Source organism: Streptomyces sp. R302 (genome assembly GCF_012927245.1).
GTDB lineage: Bacteria > Actinomycetota > Actinomycetes > Streptomycetales > Streptomycetaceae > Streptomyces.
The window spans coordinates 168598-185088 of the sequence record NZ_JABBGE010000003.1; the positions used below are offsets into that span (position 1 = coordinate 168598).

Genomic DNA, 16491 nt, shown 5'->3' on the forward strand with positions numbered 1-16491 from the left:
GCTGGTCGGGACCCCACCCCCGCACGTACGGGAGCAGCAGCATGGCCGTCATCGTCACCGTCGAGATCCCCGGCGGCACCCAGGAGCAGTACGAGTCCACCACCCGCCGCCTCAAGGAGGCCGAGTGGTGGCCCCCGCAGGGCTTCCTCGCCCACGCGGCGGGTCCGGACGGCTCCGGAGGCTGGCGGATCGTCGACTTCTGGGACTCGGAGGAGGACTTCCTCGCCTTCGCGGCGAAGGCCCGCCCGATCTTCCAGGAGCAGGGCCTCCCGCCGATCCTGCCGACCTTCCAGGACGCGGTGAACATCATGCTCCGCTGACGCGGCTGACGCGGCCGGAGCCCACCGGCGCCCACCGGCGCCCGAAAACCCTTTGCGGGCAAGGAGACCGGCCGACACCCTTACCCCCCATGACCAGTCATCCTTCCCCGCGCCCCGTCGCGGACCTCTTCGCCGCCGACGGGCGGCTCGTCGCGATCCCGCGGCGCCCGGCCCGCCGCGAGGCGCTCCTCGCGCACCTCGCCGAGACCCTCTTCGAGTCCGGCCGCGTCTACCGCGAGTCCGAGGTCAACGAGGCGCTCAAGACCGTCCACGAGGACTACCCGGCCCTGCGCCGCTACCTCGTCGTCGGCGGGTTCCTCGCCCGGACGAAGGACGGCGCGGCCTACCACCGACAGCGGACGGCCCCGTTCCCCGGAGGTGCGACCCCCGCCGTCGCGTGACCGGCGCGGCGGTGGCCGGCCTGCTGGCCGGCTACGGCATCGCGGTCCCGGTGGGCGCCGTCGGCGCGCACCTGGTGGCGGTCGCGGCCCGCGGCCCGTGGCGTACGGGGGCGGGCGCGGCGCTCGGCATCGCGGCGGCGGACGGGGTGTACGCCCTGGTCGCGGTCGCCGGCGGGGCCGCGCTCGTGCCGCTCCTCGCGCCGGTGGCGACGCCCCTGCGTTGGGCGTCCGTCCTCGTCCTGCTGGCCCTCGCGGCGGCCTCGGCCCGTACCGCGCTCCGCGCCCACCGCGCCCACCGCGCCGGGACCCCGGCGGAGGACCGGCCGGTGACGGCGCCGCACCGGGCCTTCTGGACCTTCCTCGGCATCACGATCCTGAACCCGATGACGGTCCTGTACTTCACGGCCCTCGTCCTCGGCGGCCACGCGACGACGGGCCCGGCCCAGGCGGCCGTCTTCGTCGCCGCGGCCTTCGCCGCCTCGGCGAGCTGGCAGCTGCTGCTCGCCGCCACCGGCACCCTCCTCGGCCACGCCCTCACGGGCCCCCGCGCCCGGCTCCTCACGGGCCTGGCGTCGAGCGCCCTGATCGCCGTCCTGGCGGTGGGCCTGGCGGCCCGGGGGTGATCCAGTACGGCTCAGTACGGCTCAGCACGGCTCAGTACGGCTGTACGAGGACGTGCGCGGCGCCCGGGACACCGATCTTCAGGAGCTCGTCCTCCCCGGGCGTCGTGGGCGTGCCCGTCTCCTGCTCGAGGACCGCGCGGGACAGCGCCTGCACCCACAAGCGCGCCGCCGTGGACGAGGACGCGCAAGGGTGGTGCCATCTCGTCGCCTCCAGGAGGTGTCGCCTCCAGGAGGTGTCGCCTCCGGGGAAGTGTCGCCCCCCAGGAAGTGCGGCGCGAAGGTGCGTGTCAGGCGCCGGTGGCCGCGTACCGGGCCAGGAACAGGTCCACTCCCGAGGCGATCGTCCGCTCCAGCTCGGCGTCGTCGATCTCCGCCTCCGGCGAGAAGGTCCGCACGAGCTGCGGCACCCCGACCGTCGCCGCGACGAGCTGCTGCACCGCCAGCTTCGGGTCCGGCACGTCGAGGACCCCGCGGGCGTCCAGCTCGGTGAAGGCCTCGACGAGCGGGCCGTTGTTCATGTCGTAGCTGACGCGGTACCAGAGCTGGCCCAGCTGCGGGAAGCGGTCGATCTCGCCGATGACGAGCCGCCGCAGCGACATGATGTCCGGCCGCAGCAGGATCCGCGCCCAGTCCGTCGTCAGCCGCACCAGGGCGGCGCGCAGGTCGGGGGCGGCGGCGACGGTCGAGTTCGTCGGCTCCAGGTCCGCGTACGTCTTCGGGAGTATCCCGCCGACGACCGCGAGGAACAGCCGCTCCTTGCTGCCGAAGTGCTTGTAGATCGTCGCCTTCGACACCCCGGACCGGGCGGTGATCGCGTCCATCGACGCCGCCGAGTACCCCTCCGCGAGGAACTCCGTCAGCGCGGCGTCGATGATCGCCTGCCGCTTGCGGGAGGCCGCGTCGGCGGGATCGGGGATGACGGGGATCCCGTACGCGGCGAGGACGTCCTTGCTGACGGCCATGGATACGTCCTAGCGGTGAGCGGCACGGGAGGGGCGCACCAGTATATGAAGGGGTGTTCGGCCCCCTCAGTCGCGGCGGGCCGCCGCGAGGGCCGCCGTCAGCGCGACGGCCGTGAGCCCCGCCCCCGCGGCCAGCACCGCGCCCCGGGAACGCCAGGACAGGGCCGACCACCGGGACTCCGCCGACAGCAGCGAGCCGAGGCTCGCCCAGGAGCCGACCGACAGGACGGAGGCCGCCGAGCCGACCGAGCCGACGGACAGGAAGGAGCCCACCGAGCCGATCGACAGCGTCGAGCCGACCGACCCGATGGACAGGAACGAGTTCCGCGAACCGATGGACCAGCGTGAACAGTCAGCGCTCATGGCCCGATCGTAGACAAGGCCGCCGTCAACGGCGCGGGGTGACCGAGCCCGCGTACACGTTCTTCGGCGTGACGATCTCCGTGACGGCCCGCGCCACCAGCGTCGACGGCTCCTGACCGCCGCTGAACGTGTCCGTGTTGAGCATCAGGACGAGCGTGGCTTTCTGGGACGGGAGGTGGACGGTCACGGTCTCGTAGCCGGGGAGGGAGCCGTTGTGGCCGATCCAGCCGTTGGTGTTCAGGATGCCGAGGCCGTACGAGGTGCCGGGGAAGCCGGTCGGGAGGGTCCTGAGGCGTTGCGCCTGGGTGGCGGGGCTGAGGAGTTCGCCGGTGGCGAGGACCTTCGCCCAGCGGTGCAGGTCGTCGAAGTCCGAGATCATCGCGCCGGCCGCCCACGCCCAGCTCGGGTTCCAGTCGGTGGCGTCGGCGACGGAGCCGTCGAGCGTCTGGTCGGTGTAGCCGCGCGGGTGCGGCTGCGGGAACTCGGCGCCCTTCGGCAGGAACGAGTGCCGCAGCCCGGCCGGCCGGATCACCCGCTCGTGCAGGACCTCCGCGAGGGGCCGGCCGGTGACCTTCTCGACGACCAGGCCGAGGAGGACGAGGTTGGAGTTGGAGTACTGGAAGGTGGCGCCCGGCTGGAAGGTGTTCGCGTGCCGGTAGCCGTACGACACCACCTCCCACGGGTTGTACGGCCGCTTCGGCTCGCTCAGCAGGTCGTGGACGAAGTCCGGGTCCGAGGTGTACGGGAACAGGCCGCTGCGCATCTCGGCGAGGTGCCGCAGCGTGATCCGGTGGCCGTTCGGCACGCCCCGGACGTAGTCGTCGATCGGGTCGTCGAGCCCGACCTTCCCCTCGTCGACGAGCTGGAGCAGCGCGGTGACGGTGAAGGTCTTCGTCTCGCTGCCGATCCGGATGTACCCGTCGGTGGACATCGGCCGGCCGGTCTTCTTGTCCGCGACCCCGGTGGCCCGGACGTAACACCCCTTCCCCGGCATCCACACGCCGACGACCAGACCGGGGATCCCGGCCTGCTTCCGCACCTTCTCGACGGTCGAGTCGAGCCGCGCGACGGTGGCGGCCGGCAGCCCGCCCCCGCCCCGGCAGTCGTCGCCGTCGCCGTCGCCGTGCCGGAGCGGTACGGGGACGGGCGCCGCGATCGCCGGCAGCGCGGCGGGCGCGAGGGCGGCCGCCGCGAGGAACAGGGCGGTGGCGAGGAGCCGGCGGGGGGTACGTCGTCGCATGGGGAACGCCTTCCGGGGGGGCGGGAGGGGAGAAGGAGCGGGTACGCGCGCTGCCAGATCAGCACCGGCGGCCGGATCGTTGCGACGCCCGCCGACGGGAGCGGGGCGAGTCCACTCGTTCGGCGCCGCCCGATCCGCGCAGCGCGCCCCCGGTCGGCGCCGCGCGCCCCGCAACCGGCGGGTGCCGGAAGCGCGTCCGGGAGGGAAACCGCAAGATCGTTTCTCCGGTACGGAAGGTACGCATCCATGAGCAGCCCCCGCACGGCCGACCGCTTCCTCTACGTCACCCGGCACGGCGAGGCCACGCCCGACGAGTCCGGGCTGACGGAGGCGGGGCGGCGGCAGGCGGTGCTGCTCGGGGAGCGGTTGCGGGGCGTGCCGCTGGCGGCCGTCCACCACGGGCCGCTCGCCCGCGCCACGGAGACGGCCCGGTTGATCGGCGAGCAGCTCGACGGCGTGCCCGTCCGCGCTGCCGAGGAGGCCGGGGACTACGTCCCGTACCAGCCGTCCCGGGAGGAGCTGCCGGACGGGGCGGCCGACGGGATGCTCGGTTTCCTGGAGCAGTTCCCGGCGGAGGAGCGGGCGCGGGGCGCGGAGCTGGCGGCGGAGGCGGTCGCGCGCTTCACGGGGCCGGTGGAGGGGGACGAGCCGCGCCACGAGCTGCTCGTCACCCACAACTTCCTCGTCGGCTGGCTGGTGCGGGCGGCGCTGGACGCGCCGGCCTGGCGGTGGATGGGCGTCAATCAGGCGAACGCGGCGCTGACGGTGATCCGTTACGCCCCCGGCCGCCCGCCGGCCGTGCTCGTCCTCAACGACACCCGGCACCTCCCCGAGGACCTCCGCTGGACCGGCTTTCCCCCGGCGCTCCACATCTGACATCGGCGTACGACGACGACCGCCCCCCCTGCGAGGGGGGGGCGGTCGTGGAGTGTCCCGGTCCCGTCAGGTCCGGATCAGCCGGGCGATCGCCTTCGACGCCTCGCCGACCTTCTCCTTCGCCTCGTCTCCGCCGGCGGCGATCGCCTCCGTGACGCAGCAGGCGAGGTGCTCGTCCAGGAGGGCGACGGCGCAGGACTGGAGGGCGGCGTTGATGGCCGAGACCTGGGTCAGGACGTCGATGCAGTAGGTGTCCTCGTCGACCATCCGTTGGACTCCCCGGACCTGTCCCTCGATCCGCCGGAGCCTTCTGATGATGTCTTCCTTCTGCTGTGCGTAACCGGCCACGGCGGGCTCCCGTCAGGTCGTCAAGGGTCCGGAGGTCACTTGTCGGCGGCCTGGAAGCCGCGCAGCCGGAGGCTGTTGCCGACCACGAAGACCGAGGAGAAGGCCATCGCGGCACCGGCGATCATCGGGTTGAGCAGTCCGGCCGCGGCGAGCGGCAGGGCGGCCACGTTGTAGGCGAAGGCCCAGAAGAGGTTGGACCGGATGGTGCCGAGGGTCTTGCGGGAGAGCCGGATGGCGTCCGCCGCGGCCCGCAGGTCGCCTCGTACGAGGGTCAGGTCGCCGGCCTCGATGGCGGCGTCCGTGCCCGTGCCCATGGCGAGCCCCAGGTCGGCCTGGGCGAGCGCGGCGGCGTCGTTGACGCCGTCGCCGACCATGGCGACCGAACGGCCCTCGGCCTGGAGGCGCTTGACCACGTCGACCTTGTCCTGCGGCATGACCTCGGCGATGACCTCGCCGATGCCGACCTCGGCGGCGACGGACTCGGCGACCGCCTGGTTGTCGCCGGTCAGCAGGATCGGGGTGAGCCCGAGGGCCTTGAGCCGGCGGATCGCCTCCGCGCTGGTCTCCTTGATCGCGTCGGCGACCTCCAGGACCGCGCGGGCCTCCCCGTCCCAGGCGACCGCGATGGCCGTCTTCCCGGCCTTCTCCGCCGCGTCCTTCGCGGACTTGAGGTCCGCGGGCAGCTCCATCGCCCACTCTTCGAGCAGCTTCTCGCGGCCGACGAGGACGGCGTGGCCGTCGACGACGCCCTGGACGCCGAGGCCGGGGACGTTGGCGAAGTCCTCGGGGGTGGGCAGGGCGCCGACCCTGGCGGCGGCGCCGGTGGCGACGGCCTGGGCGACGGGGTGCTCGGAGGAGTGCTCCAGGGCGCCGGCGAGGCGCAGGACGTCGGTCTCGTCCGTACCGGCGGCGGTGTGGACCTTGAGGAGGGTCATCCGGCCGGTGGTGACGGTGCCGGTCTTGTCCAGGACGATGGTGTCGACCTTGCGGGTGGTCTCCAGGACCTCGGGCCCCTTGATGAGGATGCCGAGCTGGGCGCCGCGCCCGGTGCCGACCATGAGGGCGGTCGGGGTGGCGAGGCCCAGGGCGCAGGGGCAGGCGATGATCAGGACGGCGACGGCGGCGGTGAACGCGGCGGTCAGGCCCTGTCCGGTGCCGAGCCAGAAGCCGAGGGTGCCGAGCGAGAGCGCGATGACGACCGGCACGAAGACGGCCGAGATCCGGTCGGCGAGGCGCTGGGCGGCGGCCTTGCCGTTCTGCGCGTCCTCGACGAGCTTCGCCATCCGGGCGAGCTGGGTGTCGGCGCCGACGCGGGTGGCCTCGACGACGAGCCGGCCGCCGGCGTTCAGGGTGGCGCCGGTGACGGCGTCGCCGACGCCGACCTCGACGGGGACGGACTCGCCGGTCAGCATCGATGCGTCCACGGCGGACGAACCCTCGACGACGGTGCCGTCGGTGGCGATCTTCTCGCCCGGGCGGACCAGGAAGCGGTCGCCGACCTGGAGTTCGGCGGTGGGCACGGTGATCTCGCGCCCGTTCTCGATGACGGTGACCTCCTTCGCGCCCAGCTGCATCAGCGCCTTGAGCGCGGCGCCGGCCTTCCGCTTCGAGCGGGCCTCGAAGTAGCGGCCCGCCAGGATGAAGGCGGTGACGCCGGCGGCGGCCTCCAGGTAGATGTTCCCGGCGCCGTCGGTGCGGGCGATGGTGAACTCGAAGGGGTGCGTCATCCCCGGCGTACCGGCCGTGCCGAAGAACAGCGCCCACAGGGACCACAGGAACGCGGCGGTCGTGCCCACCGAGATCAGCGTGTCCATGGTGGCCGCGCCGTGCCGGGCGTTGGTCCAGGCGGCGCGGTGGAAGGGCCAGGCGGCGTAGGTGACGACCGGCGCGGCGAGCGTGAGGCTCAGCCACTGCCAGTACTCGATCTGGAGCGCCGGGACCATCGCCATCGCGATGACGGGGACGGCGAGGGCGACGGCGGTGATCAGCCGCTGCTTCAGGGGCCGCAGCTCGGCGTCGGCCTTCTCCTCGTCGGAGGGGCCGTCGGCGCCCGGGGTCTCGCTCCTCGGCGGGGCGGGCTCCTCGGCGGTGTAGCCGGTGGCCTCGACGGTGGCGATCAGGTCGGCGACCGGGATGTCGGCGGAGAAGGTGACCTTCGCCTTCTCGGTCGCGTAGTTGACGGTGGCCTCGACCCCGTCCATGCGGTTGAGCTTCTTCTCGATGCGGGCCGCGCACGAGGCGCAGGTCATGCCGCCGATGGCGAGCTCGACCTGGGCGGTGCCCGGAGTGGTCGTGGTCATTTCCTGCTCCTCAGCGCAGATGGGGGGAGTGCGGGTGGTCGGGTGCCGGGGCCCGGGCGGCGGTCCGGGTCGGGCCCCGGCGGCTCGTGGGGCCCGCGGTCAGGCGCGGCCGGTCAGCTCGTAGCCGGCGTCGTCGATCGCGGCGCCGATGACGGCGTCGTCGACGGGGCCGTCGGTGGTGACGGTCACCAGGCCGGTGGCGACGTCGACGTCCACGGAGAGGACGCCCTCCACCGCGCTGACGGACGTGGTGACCGAGGTCTTGCAGTGACCGCAGGTCATGCCCGAGACGGCGTAGACGGTGCTGGTGGCGTCGGCGACGGCGACCGCGGTGGTGGTGCCGCCGGTGGAGCAGCTGTGGTCGGGGGTGCAGCAGGAACCCATGTCGTCCTCCATCGTGTGTCCTGTGGGCGGATACCCTCGGGGGGTATCGGTGATGTGAGTCCATGTATACCCCCCAGTGGTATTCACCGCAAGTGTCGAGTCGGCTTGACTTGATACCCCCTAGGGGTATGGTGAAGTGCAGAGAGCGCGCGTGACCACGCATGCGAGTCCCATGGGGAGAGCAGTCATGAACACCGGAATGAAGATCACCGCCTTCGCCGCCGCACTCGCCGCGACCTTCGGCACCGCGTACGCGGTCGGCAAGGGCGTCGGCCCGGTGGACGAGCCCCGGAAGACGGAGAGCGGCAGTCACGCGGGCCACGAGGAGACCGCCGGTGAGGCCCCCGCCCAGGCCGCCGCCCAGGCCACCGAACTCCCCGGCGGCCTCCAGATCTCCGAAGGCGGCTACACCCTCGCCCTGGAGACCCCGACCCCGCCCGTCGGCCGCAGCACCCTGAAGTTCTCCATCCAGGACGCCACCGGGAAGAAGGTCACCGCCTTCGCCACCGAGCACGAGAAGGAGCTGCACTTCATCGTCGCCTCGCGCGACCTGACGGTCTTCCGCCACCTCCACCCCGAGAAGGCCCCCGACGGCACCTGGACCGTCGACGCCGACCTCCCGGCCGCCGGCGCCTACAAGGCCTTCGCCGACTTCAAGCCCGCCGCGAAGGGCGCGAAGGCCGTCACCCTCGGCGTCGACCTCGGCGTCCCCGGCGCCTACGCCCCCCGGCCGCTCCCCGCCGCCGCGCCCACCGCCACCGTCGACGGCTACCAGGTCCGCCTCGGTGGCACCCTCGACCCCGGCAAGCCCGGTGAGCTGCGCCTCACCGTCTCCAAGGGCGGCGAGCCGGTCACCGACCTGCAGCCCTACCTCGGCGCGTACGGCCACCTGGTCGCCCTCCGCCAGGGCGACCTCGCCTACCTCCACGTCCACCCGAACGAGGGCGGACCCGGCCCCGACGTCTCCTTCACCGCCACCGCGCCGACCCCCGGCACGTACCGCCTCTTCCTCGACTTCAAGCACGAGGGCGAGGTCCGCACGGCCGCCTTCACGGTGAGGGCCGGCGCGCCGGGGAAGGCCCCGGCCCCCGCGGAGACGGCCGAGCGCGATGCGGGAGGTCACGCGCACGGCTAGTCTGGTCATTGGACTAGACCTGTAGCCGTCATTCATGGAGGAATGGGCGCAATGAGCAACCGTGCTGTCCTGGAGGTGATCGCCCTCGACGAGCAGGACGCGGTCGCCGCCCAGACCGGGGGCGCCGACCGCCTCGAACTCGTCACCGACATGGCGGCGGACGGCCTCACCCCGTCGACGGCCGGCTTCACGGCCATCCGCCGCGCGGTCGACATCCCGCTGCGCGTCATGCTGCGCCTCGCGGACGGCTTCGCCGCGGGCGACATCGACGCCCTGGTCGGCCGGGCCACGGAGCTCCGCGCCGCCGGCGCCGACGAGTTCGTCCTCGGCTTCCTCACCGCCGACGGCGCCCCGGACCTGGTCGCCGTCGAACGGCTCATCGCCGTCCTCGACGGCGCCCACTGGACCTTCCACCGGGCCATCGACCGCGCCGCCGACCGCGACGGCCTGCGCAAGCGCCTCGCCGACCTCCCCGGCCTCGACACCTACCTCACGGCCGGCGCCGCCGGCGGCGTCGACGACGGCCTTCCCGTCCTCGAAGCCGAAGCCGCCCGCACCGGCGAACCCGGCTACGAACCCCAGATCCTCGTCGGCGGCGGCCTCCGCCTCGACCACCTCCCCCGCCTGCGCGCCGCCGGCCTCACCGCCTTCCACATCGGCGGCGCCGCCCGCCCCCACGGCTGGACCGCCCCGGTCTCCGCCGAAGCGGTCCGCACCTGGCGCGAGGCGATCGACACCCCGTAGCCGCCGGGCGGCCCCGAAAAGCCGGTGCGCCGCCGCGACGCGGGCGGCTAGCCTCCCGCCCATGGCGGACGGAATCGACGAACCACTCGTACGACGGCTCATCGCGGCCCAATTCCCGCACTGGGCAGGCCTGGACGTGCGCCAGGTGGCGTCGGCCGGGACGGACAACGCGATGTTCCGGCTGGGCGACGACCTCGTCGTACGGCTGCCGAAGGCGGAATGGGCGACGGGCCAGATCGAGAGGGAACACCGCTGGCTGCCGCGACTGTCCCCGTCCCTCCCCCTGGCGACCCCCACCCCCGTAGGCACCGGCGTCCCGGGGGAGGACTTCGGCCGGCCGTGGGGCGTCTACAGGTGGCTGGACGGCGCGGACGCCTGGGCGGCACCGGTGAAGGACCTGGCCCACGCGGCGGAGGCGCTGGGCCGCTTCGGCGTCGCGCTGCGCACGGTCGACGTGACCGGCGGGCCCCGGTCCTTCCGGGGCGGGGCCGTCACCGAGTGGGAGGAGGGCGCGTTCCCGTCCGCTGCCGCCGCGCTCGCCGCTGCCGGACTGCTCGGCGAACGCGCCGCGCTCGCCGCCTGGGACCAGGTACTGGCCCTGCCCGCCTGGGACCGGCCCCCGGTCTGGCTCCACGGCGACCTGCTGCCCGGAAACCTCCTCACCCGCGACGGCCGCCTGACCGCCGTCATCGACTTCGGCGGCCTCGGTACCGGCGACCCGGCCGCCGACCTCCTCCCCGCCTGGACCCTCCTCACCCCCGCCACCCGCCCCCTCTTCCGTACCGCCTCCGCCGTCGACGACGCCACCTGGGCGCGGGGCCGGGGCTGGGCGCTGTGCTGGGGGATCGTCACCGATCACTACTACGGTGACCTGGGCGGGCCCGGCACCGCTCCCACCCCCAACCCCGTCCTCGCCGCCGTGGCCCGCCGCGCCTGGACCGAGGCCCTCGCCGAGTTCGGGTGACAGAGCGGCGTGGTACCCATGTCCCCATGACCCGGTTCCACGACTTCAACCTCAAGCTGCTCGTCATCGAGGAGCTCATGTACCAGGCCGGGACGCTGCTCCCGGTCTACGACCTGAACGCGCGGATGGCCGCGCGGGGCATCGCCGACCCCGTCTCCCACGTCCTGGAGAACGGTCTCCACGAGGAGGTGCTGCCGGAGTCCCGGGAGTACTTCGAGGCGCTGGAGATCCCGGCGGAGCTGCTCGCGACCGTCGAGGAGCTGTGCTTCGACGCGGGGACGGAGGTCTTCCGTCACTGCGCGCCCGCGTGGGACGGCGAGGACGACCTCTTCGACGTCCGCTCCCTCGACGACCTCGACCTGCTGCCCAACCTCCGCGAGGTCACCTTCGTGGAGGACGGTGTCCTCGCGGCCCCCGACGCCGCAGAAACCTTCGCCACCCGAGGTATCACCACAGACTGACCCCCCACCCCACCGCCGTTCCGCCAGGGCGGGCCCCACCCGTCGCCGCCGTTCCGTTGTGGGCATACGTTCCGCTAGGGCGGAACGGGTGGGCACAACGGAACGGCACCATGTGCGGGTGCCTCCGCACATGCGCCTGAACCCGCACCGGTACGGAGCCGTACAGCGGGTGCGGGTCCAGGCCCGGAAAGCCTTGGCCCGGCAGGGGGCGCCGTCCCTGTGCCCACCCGTCCCGCCCTTGCGGGACGTATGCCCACAGGGACGCCGGGTGCGGCCCCGCACCGGGGTCAGGCCCGAGTCGGGCCAGCGGGTGGGCGCCGCCCTGGCGGGACGTGTGCCCACAGGGGCGGCGGGCGTTACGCCTTCGAGTTCAACTGGTCCGGCAGAGGGGCCGCGTGGACGATGGTCAGGCCTGAGACGGCGCGGGTGAGGGCTACGTAGAGGCGGCGCAGGCCGGTGCGTTCGTCGGGTTCGGCGTCGACGACGGCGGCCGGTTCGTCGAGGACCACGTAGTCGTACTCCAGGCCCTTCGCGAGGGACGCCGGCACGAGGGTGAGGCGGGACTCGGCGGTGGTCTCCTCGCCGGGGGAGAGGTAGGGGAGGCCCGCCTCCATGAGGGACTCCGCCAGCGGGGCGATCCGCGCGTCCGCGGCGATGAGGCCGATCGAGCCCTCGTTCGCGAGCGCGTCGACGCACGCCGCGACGACCGCCGCCGCCGACGGCGCCTCCGCCTCGCGGATCTCGAAGTCGCCCGGGTTCTCCCGTACCGACTCCACCGGCGCGAGCCCCGGCGCCATGTGGGGCAGGAGGCGGGAGGCGTACGCGATGACGTCCGTGGGGACGCGGAAGCCCGCCGTCAGCTCCTCCACGCGGGACCCCGGCTTGCCGAGGTGCCCGAGGGCGGACTCCCAACTCAGCGTCGCCCACGGCGTCGTGCCCTGCGCCAGGTCGCCGAGGATCGTCGCCGAACCGGTCGTGCAGCGCCGCCCCACCGCCCGGTACTGCATCGGCGACAGGTCCTGCGCCTCGTCGAGGACCACGTGCCCGAGCGAGTGCGTGCGCTCGACGAGGTCCGTCGCCTCGTCGATCAGCACCGCGTCCGCCGCCGACCACTTCGCCGTCTTCACGCTCCGCGCCGGCTTCGCCCACAGCAGCAGCTTCTGCTCCTCCTCGGTCAGCACCCCCTCCGCGTGCTCCGCGAGGAACTCCGGGTCGGCGAGCAGCCGAAGGACCAGCTTCGCCGGGTCGACCGCCGGCCAGCACTCCTTCACCATCGCCTTCACCGCCGCGTTCCGCGCGACCGCGTTCTGCACCCGGTCGTCGGGCGCCTCGCCGGCCTGCTCCATCCGTACGAGGACGGCATGCGCGACGCGCTGCGGAAGCGCCTCCCTGGCCGCCCCGTAACGGATGTCACGCGCGGTCAACTCCCGTACGATCTCCTCCAGTTCGTACGCGGGAATGCGCCAGCGCCGCGAGCCGCGCACCACCATCAGCGGTTCCGTCGGCATGGTGACGTGCGACCACACCGCCCGCCGCAGCACCTCCGCCATCCGGGCGTCGCCCTTCACGACCGCGGTCGCCGCCTCGTCCGTGCCCCGCACCTCCACGTGCGCGACGAGGTCGTCGACGGTCGCCTGCTTCACCTCCAGCTCGCCGAGCGCGGGCAGCACCTGCTCGATGTACTGGAGGAAGGAACGGTTCGGCCCGATGACGAGGGTGCCGGTGCGGGCCAGTCGCTCCCGGTGCGCGTAGAGGAGGTACGCGACGCGGTGCAGGCCGACGGCGGTCTTTCCGGTCCCCGGGCCTCCCTGCACGCACAGCGTGCCCGACAGGTCGGAGCGGACGATCTCGTCCTGCTCGGGCTGGATCGTCGCCACGATGTCCCGCATGGGGCCGACGCGCGGGCGCTCGATCTCCGCCTGGAGCAGCCGGCTGGTCTTTTCGAGCTCGGCCGGGTCGGAGAGGTGCTCGTCCTCGTACGCGGTGAGCTCGCCGGCCGTGTAGCCGAAGCGGCGGCGCAGCCCGACGTCCTGCGGGTCCTTCTTCGACGCCTGGTAGTACGGCTGCGAGACCGGCGCGCGCCAGTCGATGACCATGGGGTCGCCGTGCGCGTCGTGGACGTGCCGGCGGCCGATGTAGAAACGCTGCCCGTACTGGGTGGGCGGCAGGTAGTCGAGCCGGCCGAAGAAGAGCGGGGTGTGGGAGAGGTCGGCGAGCGCCTTGATGCGGTCCTCGATCTGCCGCTCCAGGATGATCGAGTTGACCCAGTTCGCGGTGACGTCCTTGATGTCCAGCGCCTCCACCTCCTCGCGCATCGCGCGCAGGGCGGCACGGGAGGAGGCGAGGTGGGCCCGCTCGCGTACGAGCGGATCGTCGGTGGGCACGGCAGCGGACACGGTGAAGCCTCCGGTCGATACACGGATCACGGACACACGGATATACGGGCACGTCGGTGTGGCCGCCGGTTTCCGACCGGGCGGCGGCGCTCTCCGTACGCGGACGGGAGGCGGGGAAGCCGGTGATTCTAACTCCGGACGGGGGACCTGGGCGAATCGATTTCCCGTAGGGGCGGGGGTCCGCCGCAAGGGTGAGCCGACTTCCACCCCAGGGCCGATGTGCCGCGTATGTCCGGATTCCAGAATGGAGTCATGAGTGCTACGACCTTCACCCTCGCGACCACCGCCCCCCGTCTCCGCCCCCACCCCCGTCCCCGCCCCCGTGCTGCCGTGGCGACCGCCCTCCGCGCGGTCCGCGCCTTCGGCGGCGCGGCCGTGACCGTCGCCCTCCTCGGCGGCCACGACCACCCCGAGGCCGGCGTGCGGAACCCCCGGCCCGCGTACGCTCCTGGCCCCGACTGAGTACCCGCCCGGTCCCGGCTGAGTACGCGCACGCCTGCCGGCGGCCCCGGCGCGGTGATGTGATCGGGACATGACGACGACGAACACCCCCGACCCCTACGCCCCGGGCACCACCGCGCTCCGCGTCCTCGCGGGCGTCGGCCTGCTGCTCGTCGCGGCCTGCGTGGTGGCGACCATGATGGTCACCGTCGCCGACGGGATCTCCGGCGACGGCGTCGGCGGCGGCTTCATCACGGCCGGCTTCTGGGCCGTGGGACTCGCCGCCGCGGTGGGCGTGGCGGCCCTCGTCGTGCCCCGCCGCGCCCTCGTCGCCGCCCAGTACGCCCTGGCCCTCGCGGGCCCGGTCCTGGCCCTGATGGACTGAGACCGGCCCTGGGGCTCGGACCGAGACCGGCCGGGCCTCCTACGGCGCCAGCAGCTCGTCCGCGTCGACGATCCGGTACGCGTACCCCTGCTCGGCGAGGAAGCGCTGGCGGTGGGCGGCGAAGTCCTGGTCGATGGTGTCGCGGGCGACGACCGAGTAGAAGTGCGCCTGGTGGCCGTCGGCCTTCGGGCGGAGCACCCGGCCGAGCCGCTGGGCCTCCTCCTGGCGGGAGCCGAAGGTGCCGGAGACCTGGATGGCGACGGTCGCCTCGGGCAGGTCGATGGAGAAGTTCGCGACCTTGGACACGACGAGGACGTTGATCTCGCCGTTGCGGAAGGCGTCGAAGAGCCGCTCCCGCTCCTTGTTCGTCGTCTCGCCCTTGATGACGGGCGCGTCGAGGTGCGCGCCGAGCTCGTCGAGCTGGTCGATGTACTGGCCGATGACGAGGATCTGCTGCCCGGCGAACTTCTTCACCAGCGCCTCCGTCACCCGCCGCTTCGTCGCCGTCGTCGCGCAGAAGCGGTACTTCTCCTCCGCCTCGGCCGTCGCGTACGCGAGCCGCTCCGACTCGGTGAGGTTGACCCGGACCTCGACGCAGTCGGCGGGCGCGATGTACCCCTGCGCCTCGATCTCCTTCCACGGCGCGTCGAACCGCTTCGGTCCGATCAGCGAGAAGACGTCCGCCTCCTTGCCGTCCTCGCGGACGAGGGTCGCGGTCAGGCCGAGCCGGCGGCGGGCCTGCAGGTCGGCGGTGAACTTGAAGACGGGGGCGGGCAGCAGGTGGACCTCGTCGTAGACGATCAGGCCCCAGTCGCGGGAGTCGAAGAGCTCCAGGTGCGGGTAGACGCCCTTCCGCTTGGTGGTGAGGACCTGGTAGGTGGCGATGGTGACGGGCCGGATCTCCTTCTTCGTCCCGCTGTACTCGCCGATCTCGTCCTCGGTCAGCGAGGTCCGCTTCACCAGCTCGTTCTTCCACTGCCGCGCGGAGACGGTGTTGGTGACGAGGATCAGCGTCGTCGCCTTCGCCTTGGCCATCGCCCCGGCGCCCACCAGCGTCTTGCCCGCGCCGCAGGGCAGGACGACGACGCCGCTGCCGCCGTGCCAGAAGCCCTCGACGGCGTGCTGCTGGTACGGCCGCAGGCTCCAGCCGTCCTCGGCGAGCTCGATCGGGTGGGCCTCGCCGTCGACGTACCCGGCGAGGTCCTCGGCGGGCCAGCCCAGCTTCAGCAGCGTCTGCTTGATCTGCCCGCGCTCGGAGGGGTGGACGACCACCGTGTCGGGGTCGATCCGCGCCCCGACCAGCGGCTGCACCCGCTTCGACCGGAGGATCTCCTCGAGGACGGGCCGGTCGGTGGACGTCAGGACGAGCCCGTGCGCGGGATGCTTCGTCAGCGTGAGCCGCCCGTACCGGTCCATGGTCTCGGCGATGTCGACGAGCAGGGCGTGCGGCACCGGATACCGGGAGTACTCGACGAGCGCGTCCACGACCTGCTCGGCGTCGTGCCCGGCGGCCCGCGCGTTCCACAGCCCGAGCGGTGTCACCCGGTACGTGTGGATGTGCTCGGGCGCCCGCTCCAGCTCCGCGAACGGGGCGATCGCCCGACGGCACGCATCGGCGAGCTCGTGGTCGACCTCCAGGAGCAGCGTCTTGTCGCTCTGGACGATCAGGCAGGACACAGATACCTCCGCAGGCGGGTCGCGGCGAGGAAAACGTACAAGTCTACCTCGGCTCCAGGAACTCCAGCCTGTTGCCGAACGCGTCGAAGGCGTGGAAGCGGAGGTGCCCCGGGAGGTTGTCGTCCCAGGTGACGGCCGTACCCCCGCGCTCCAGCCGGTCGGCGAGCGCGCGTATCCCGATGACCCGGATGCCGGGATGGGCCTTCCGCGCCGGCCGGAAGTCCTCCTCGACCCCGAGATGGACCTCGACCCCGCCACCCCGGAACCAGCACCCGCCCCGCGCCGCGAGCACCGGCGGCTTCTCGACCTCCGCCATCCCGAGGACCTCCCCCCAGAACACCCGGCAGGCGGCCTCACCGCCCGGCGGGATGGAGAGCTGCACGTGGTGCAGCCCGGCCAGGGAGTAGGAGGTAGAGCTCGGCGTCGTCGACATGAGGCCCCCTTGATGTCAAGAATCTTGACATCAAGGTA

General features: G+C 73.1%; 19 protein-coding genes and 1 pseudogene. 10 read left to right on the forward strand and 10 right to left on the reverse strand.

All coding sequences use genetic code 11. The features are described 5' to 3' along the window. The first annotated feature begins 41 nt into the window (after nucleotides 1-41). From HHL19_RS10290 to HHL19_RS10300, 3 genes are all read left to right on the forward strand, one after another. Complete coding sequence (locus HHL19_RS10290) at nucleotides 42-320, forward strand: hypothetical protein (protein WP_169087950.1); 279 nt, start codon at nucleotides 42-44, stop codon at nucleotides 318-320. An 89-nt stretch (nucleotides 321-409) separates the two neighbouring features. Continuing rightward, nucleotides 410-721: a DUF2087 domain-containing protein gene (locus tag HHL19_RS10295; RefSeq protein ID WP_169087952.1), complete on the forward strand. Its 312-nt coding sequence runs from the start codon at nucleotides 410-412 to the stop codon at nucleotides 719-721. Next, nucleotides 718-1344 (forward strand): LysE family transporter, encoded by a 627-nt coding sequence (locus HHL19_RS10300; RefSeq protein ID WP_169087954.1) that lies wholly within the window; start codon nucleotides 718-720, stop codon nucleotides 1342-1344. The genes HHL19_RS10295 and HHL19_RS10300 overlap by 4 nt, the downstream gene beginning before the upstream one ends. A 31-nt stretch (nucleotides 1345-1375) precedes the next feature. Here the strand turns inward: HHL19_RS10300 and HHL19_RS38075 are convergent. The 4 genes and pseudogenes from HHL19_RS38075 to HHL19_RS10320 form a co-directional block, all read right to left on the reverse strand. Then, nucleotides 1376-1527 (reverse strand): annotated as a pseudogene (locus tag HHL19_RS38075) (FAD-dependent oxidoreductase); the annotation flags it as partial. 104 nt (nucleotides 1528-1631) lie between these two features. Beyond that, nucleotides 1632-2306 (reverse strand): TetR/AcrR family transcriptional regulator, encoded by a 675-nt coding sequence (locus HHL19_RS10310; protein WP_169087956.1) that lies wholly within the window; start codon nucleotides 2304-2306, stop codon nucleotides 1632-1634. A 66-nt stretch (nucleotides 2307-2372) separates the two neighbouring features. Further along, a complete protein-coding gene (locus HHL19_RS10315) occupies nucleotides 2373-2669 on the reverse strand; it encodes a hypothetical protein (protein WP_169087958.1) in 297 nt (98 codons plus the stop codon). A gap of 25 nt (nucleotides 2670-2694) precedes the next feature. Beyond that, on the reverse strand, nucleotides 2695-3909 hold the full coding sequence (locus HHL19_RS10320) for a serine hydrolase domain-containing protein (protein WP_169087960.1): 1215 nt from the start codon (nucleotides 3907-3909) through the stop codon (nucleotides 2695-2697). A 246-nt stretch (nucleotides 3910-4155) separates the two neighbouring features. Here HHL19_RS10320 and HHL19_RS10325 point away from each other — a divergent pair, with 246 nt between their 5' ends. Then, nucleotides 4156-4785: a histidine phosphatase family protein gene (locus HHL19_RS10325; protein ID WP_169087962.1), complete on the forward strand. Its 630-nt coding sequence runs from the start codon at nucleotides 4156-4158 to the stop codon at nucleotides 4783-4785. 66 nt (nucleotides 4786-4851) lie between these two features. On the opposite strand, the gene HHL19_RS10330 is transcribed toward HHL19_RS10325, so the two are convergent. The 3 genes from HHL19_RS10330 to HHL19_RS10340 all read right to left on the reverse strand — a co-directional run bounded on the left by HHL19_RS10330 (nucleotide 4852) and on the right by HHL19_RS10340 (nucleotide 7817). Then, on the reverse strand, nucleotides 4852-5133 hold the full coding sequence (locus HHL19_RS10330) for a metal-sensitive transcriptional regulator (protein ID WP_169087964.1): 282 nt from the start codon (nucleotides 5131-5133) through the stop codon (nucleotides 4852-4854). A 35-nt stretch (nucleotides 5134-5168) separates the two neighbouring features. After that, a complete protein-coding gene (locus HHL19_RS10335) occupies nucleotides 5169-7433 on the reverse strand; it encodes a heavy metal translocating P-type ATPase (protein ID WP_169087966.1) in 2265 nt (754 codons plus the stop codon). 99 nt (nucleotides 7434-7532) lie between these two features. After that, nucleotides 7533-7817, reverse strand: coding sequence for a heavy-metal-associated domain-containing protein (locus HHL19_RS10340; RefSeq protein WP_169088956.1), 285 nt, complete (start codon nucleotides 7815-7817; stop codon nucleotides 7533-7535). A 187-nt stretch (nucleotides 7818-8004) separates the two neighbouring features. On the opposite strand from HHL19_RS10340, the gene HHL19_RS10345 reads away from it, so the two are divergent. From HHL19_RS10345 to HHL19_RS10360, 4 genes are all read left to right on the forward strand, one after another. Next, nucleotides 8005-8952, forward strand: coding sequence for a hypothetical protein (locus HHL19_RS10345; protein ID WP_169087968.1), 948 nt, complete (start codon nucleotides 8005-8007; stop codon nucleotides 8950-8952). A 51-nt stretch (nucleotides 8953-9003) separates the two neighbouring features. Then, entirely contained in the window at nucleotides 9004-9696 is a 693-nt protein-coding gene (locus HHL19_RS10350; RefSeq protein WP_169087970.1) for a copper homeostasis protein CutC, read from the forward strand. Nucleotides 9697-9757: 61 nt separating this feature from the next. Beyond that, nucleotides 9758-10660, forward strand: a complete 903-nt coding sequence (locus tag HHL19_RS10355) for an aminoglycoside phosphotransferase family protein (RefSeq protein ID WP_169087972.1) — start codon at nucleotides 9758-9760, stop codon at nucleotides 10658-10660. Nucleotides 10661-10686: 26 nt separating this feature from the next. After that, the gene (locus HHL19_RS10360; protein WP_169087974.1) at nucleotides 10687-11121 is read left to right on the forward strand and encodes a hypothetical protein; all 435 of its coding nucleotides are present in this window, start codon (nucleotides 10687-10689) and stop codon (nucleotides 11119-11121) included. 356 nt (nucleotides 11122-11477) lie between these two features. On the opposite strand, the gene HHL19_RS10365 is transcribed toward HHL19_RS10360, so the two are convergent. Next, nucleotides 11478-13517 carry a UvrD-helicase domain-containing protein gene (locus tag HHL19_RS10365; protein ID WP_346768278.1) on the reverse strand — a complete coding sequence of 680 codons (2040 nt, stop codon included), beginning with the start codon at nucleotides 13515-13517 and terminating at the stop codon, nucleotides 11478-11480. 252 nt (nucleotides 13518-13769) lie between these two features. Between HHL19_RS10365 and HHL19_RS10370 the strand changes: the two genes are divergently transcribed. Together HHL19_RS10370 and HHL19_RS10375 are read left to right on the forward strand one after the other, a co-directional pair. Then, the gene (locus HHL19_RS10370) at nucleotides 13770-13979 is read left to right on the forward strand and encodes a hypothetical protein (protein WP_169087976.1); all 210 of its coding nucleotides are present in this window, start codon (nucleotides 13770-13772) and stop codon (nucleotides 13977-13979) included. A 70-nt stretch (nucleotides 13980-14049) separates the two neighbouring features. Continuing rightward, nucleotides 14050-14343: a hypothetical protein gene (locus tag HHL19_RS10375; RefSeq protein ID WP_169087978.1), complete on the forward strand. Its 294-nt coding sequence runs from the start codon at nucleotides 14050-14052 to the stop codon at nucleotides 14341-14343. 39 nt (nucleotides 14344-14382) lie between these two features. On the opposite strand, the gene HHL19_RS10380 is transcribed toward HHL19_RS10375, so the two are convergent. Beyond that, nucleotides 14383-16020 (reverse strand): DNA repair helicase XPB, encoded by a 1638-nt coding sequence (locus HHL19_RS10380; RefSeq protein WP_169087980.1) that lies wholly within the window; start codon nucleotides 16018-16020, stop codon nucleotides 14383-14385. A 43-nt stretch (nucleotides 16021-16063) separates the two neighbouring features. Further along, on the reverse strand, nucleotides 16064-16453 hold the full coding sequence (locus HHL19_RS10385; protein ID WP_169087982.1) for a glyoxalase: 390 nt from the start codon (nucleotides 16451-16453) through the stop codon (nucleotides 16064-16066). Nucleotides 16454-16491 lie beyond the last annotated feature (38 nt).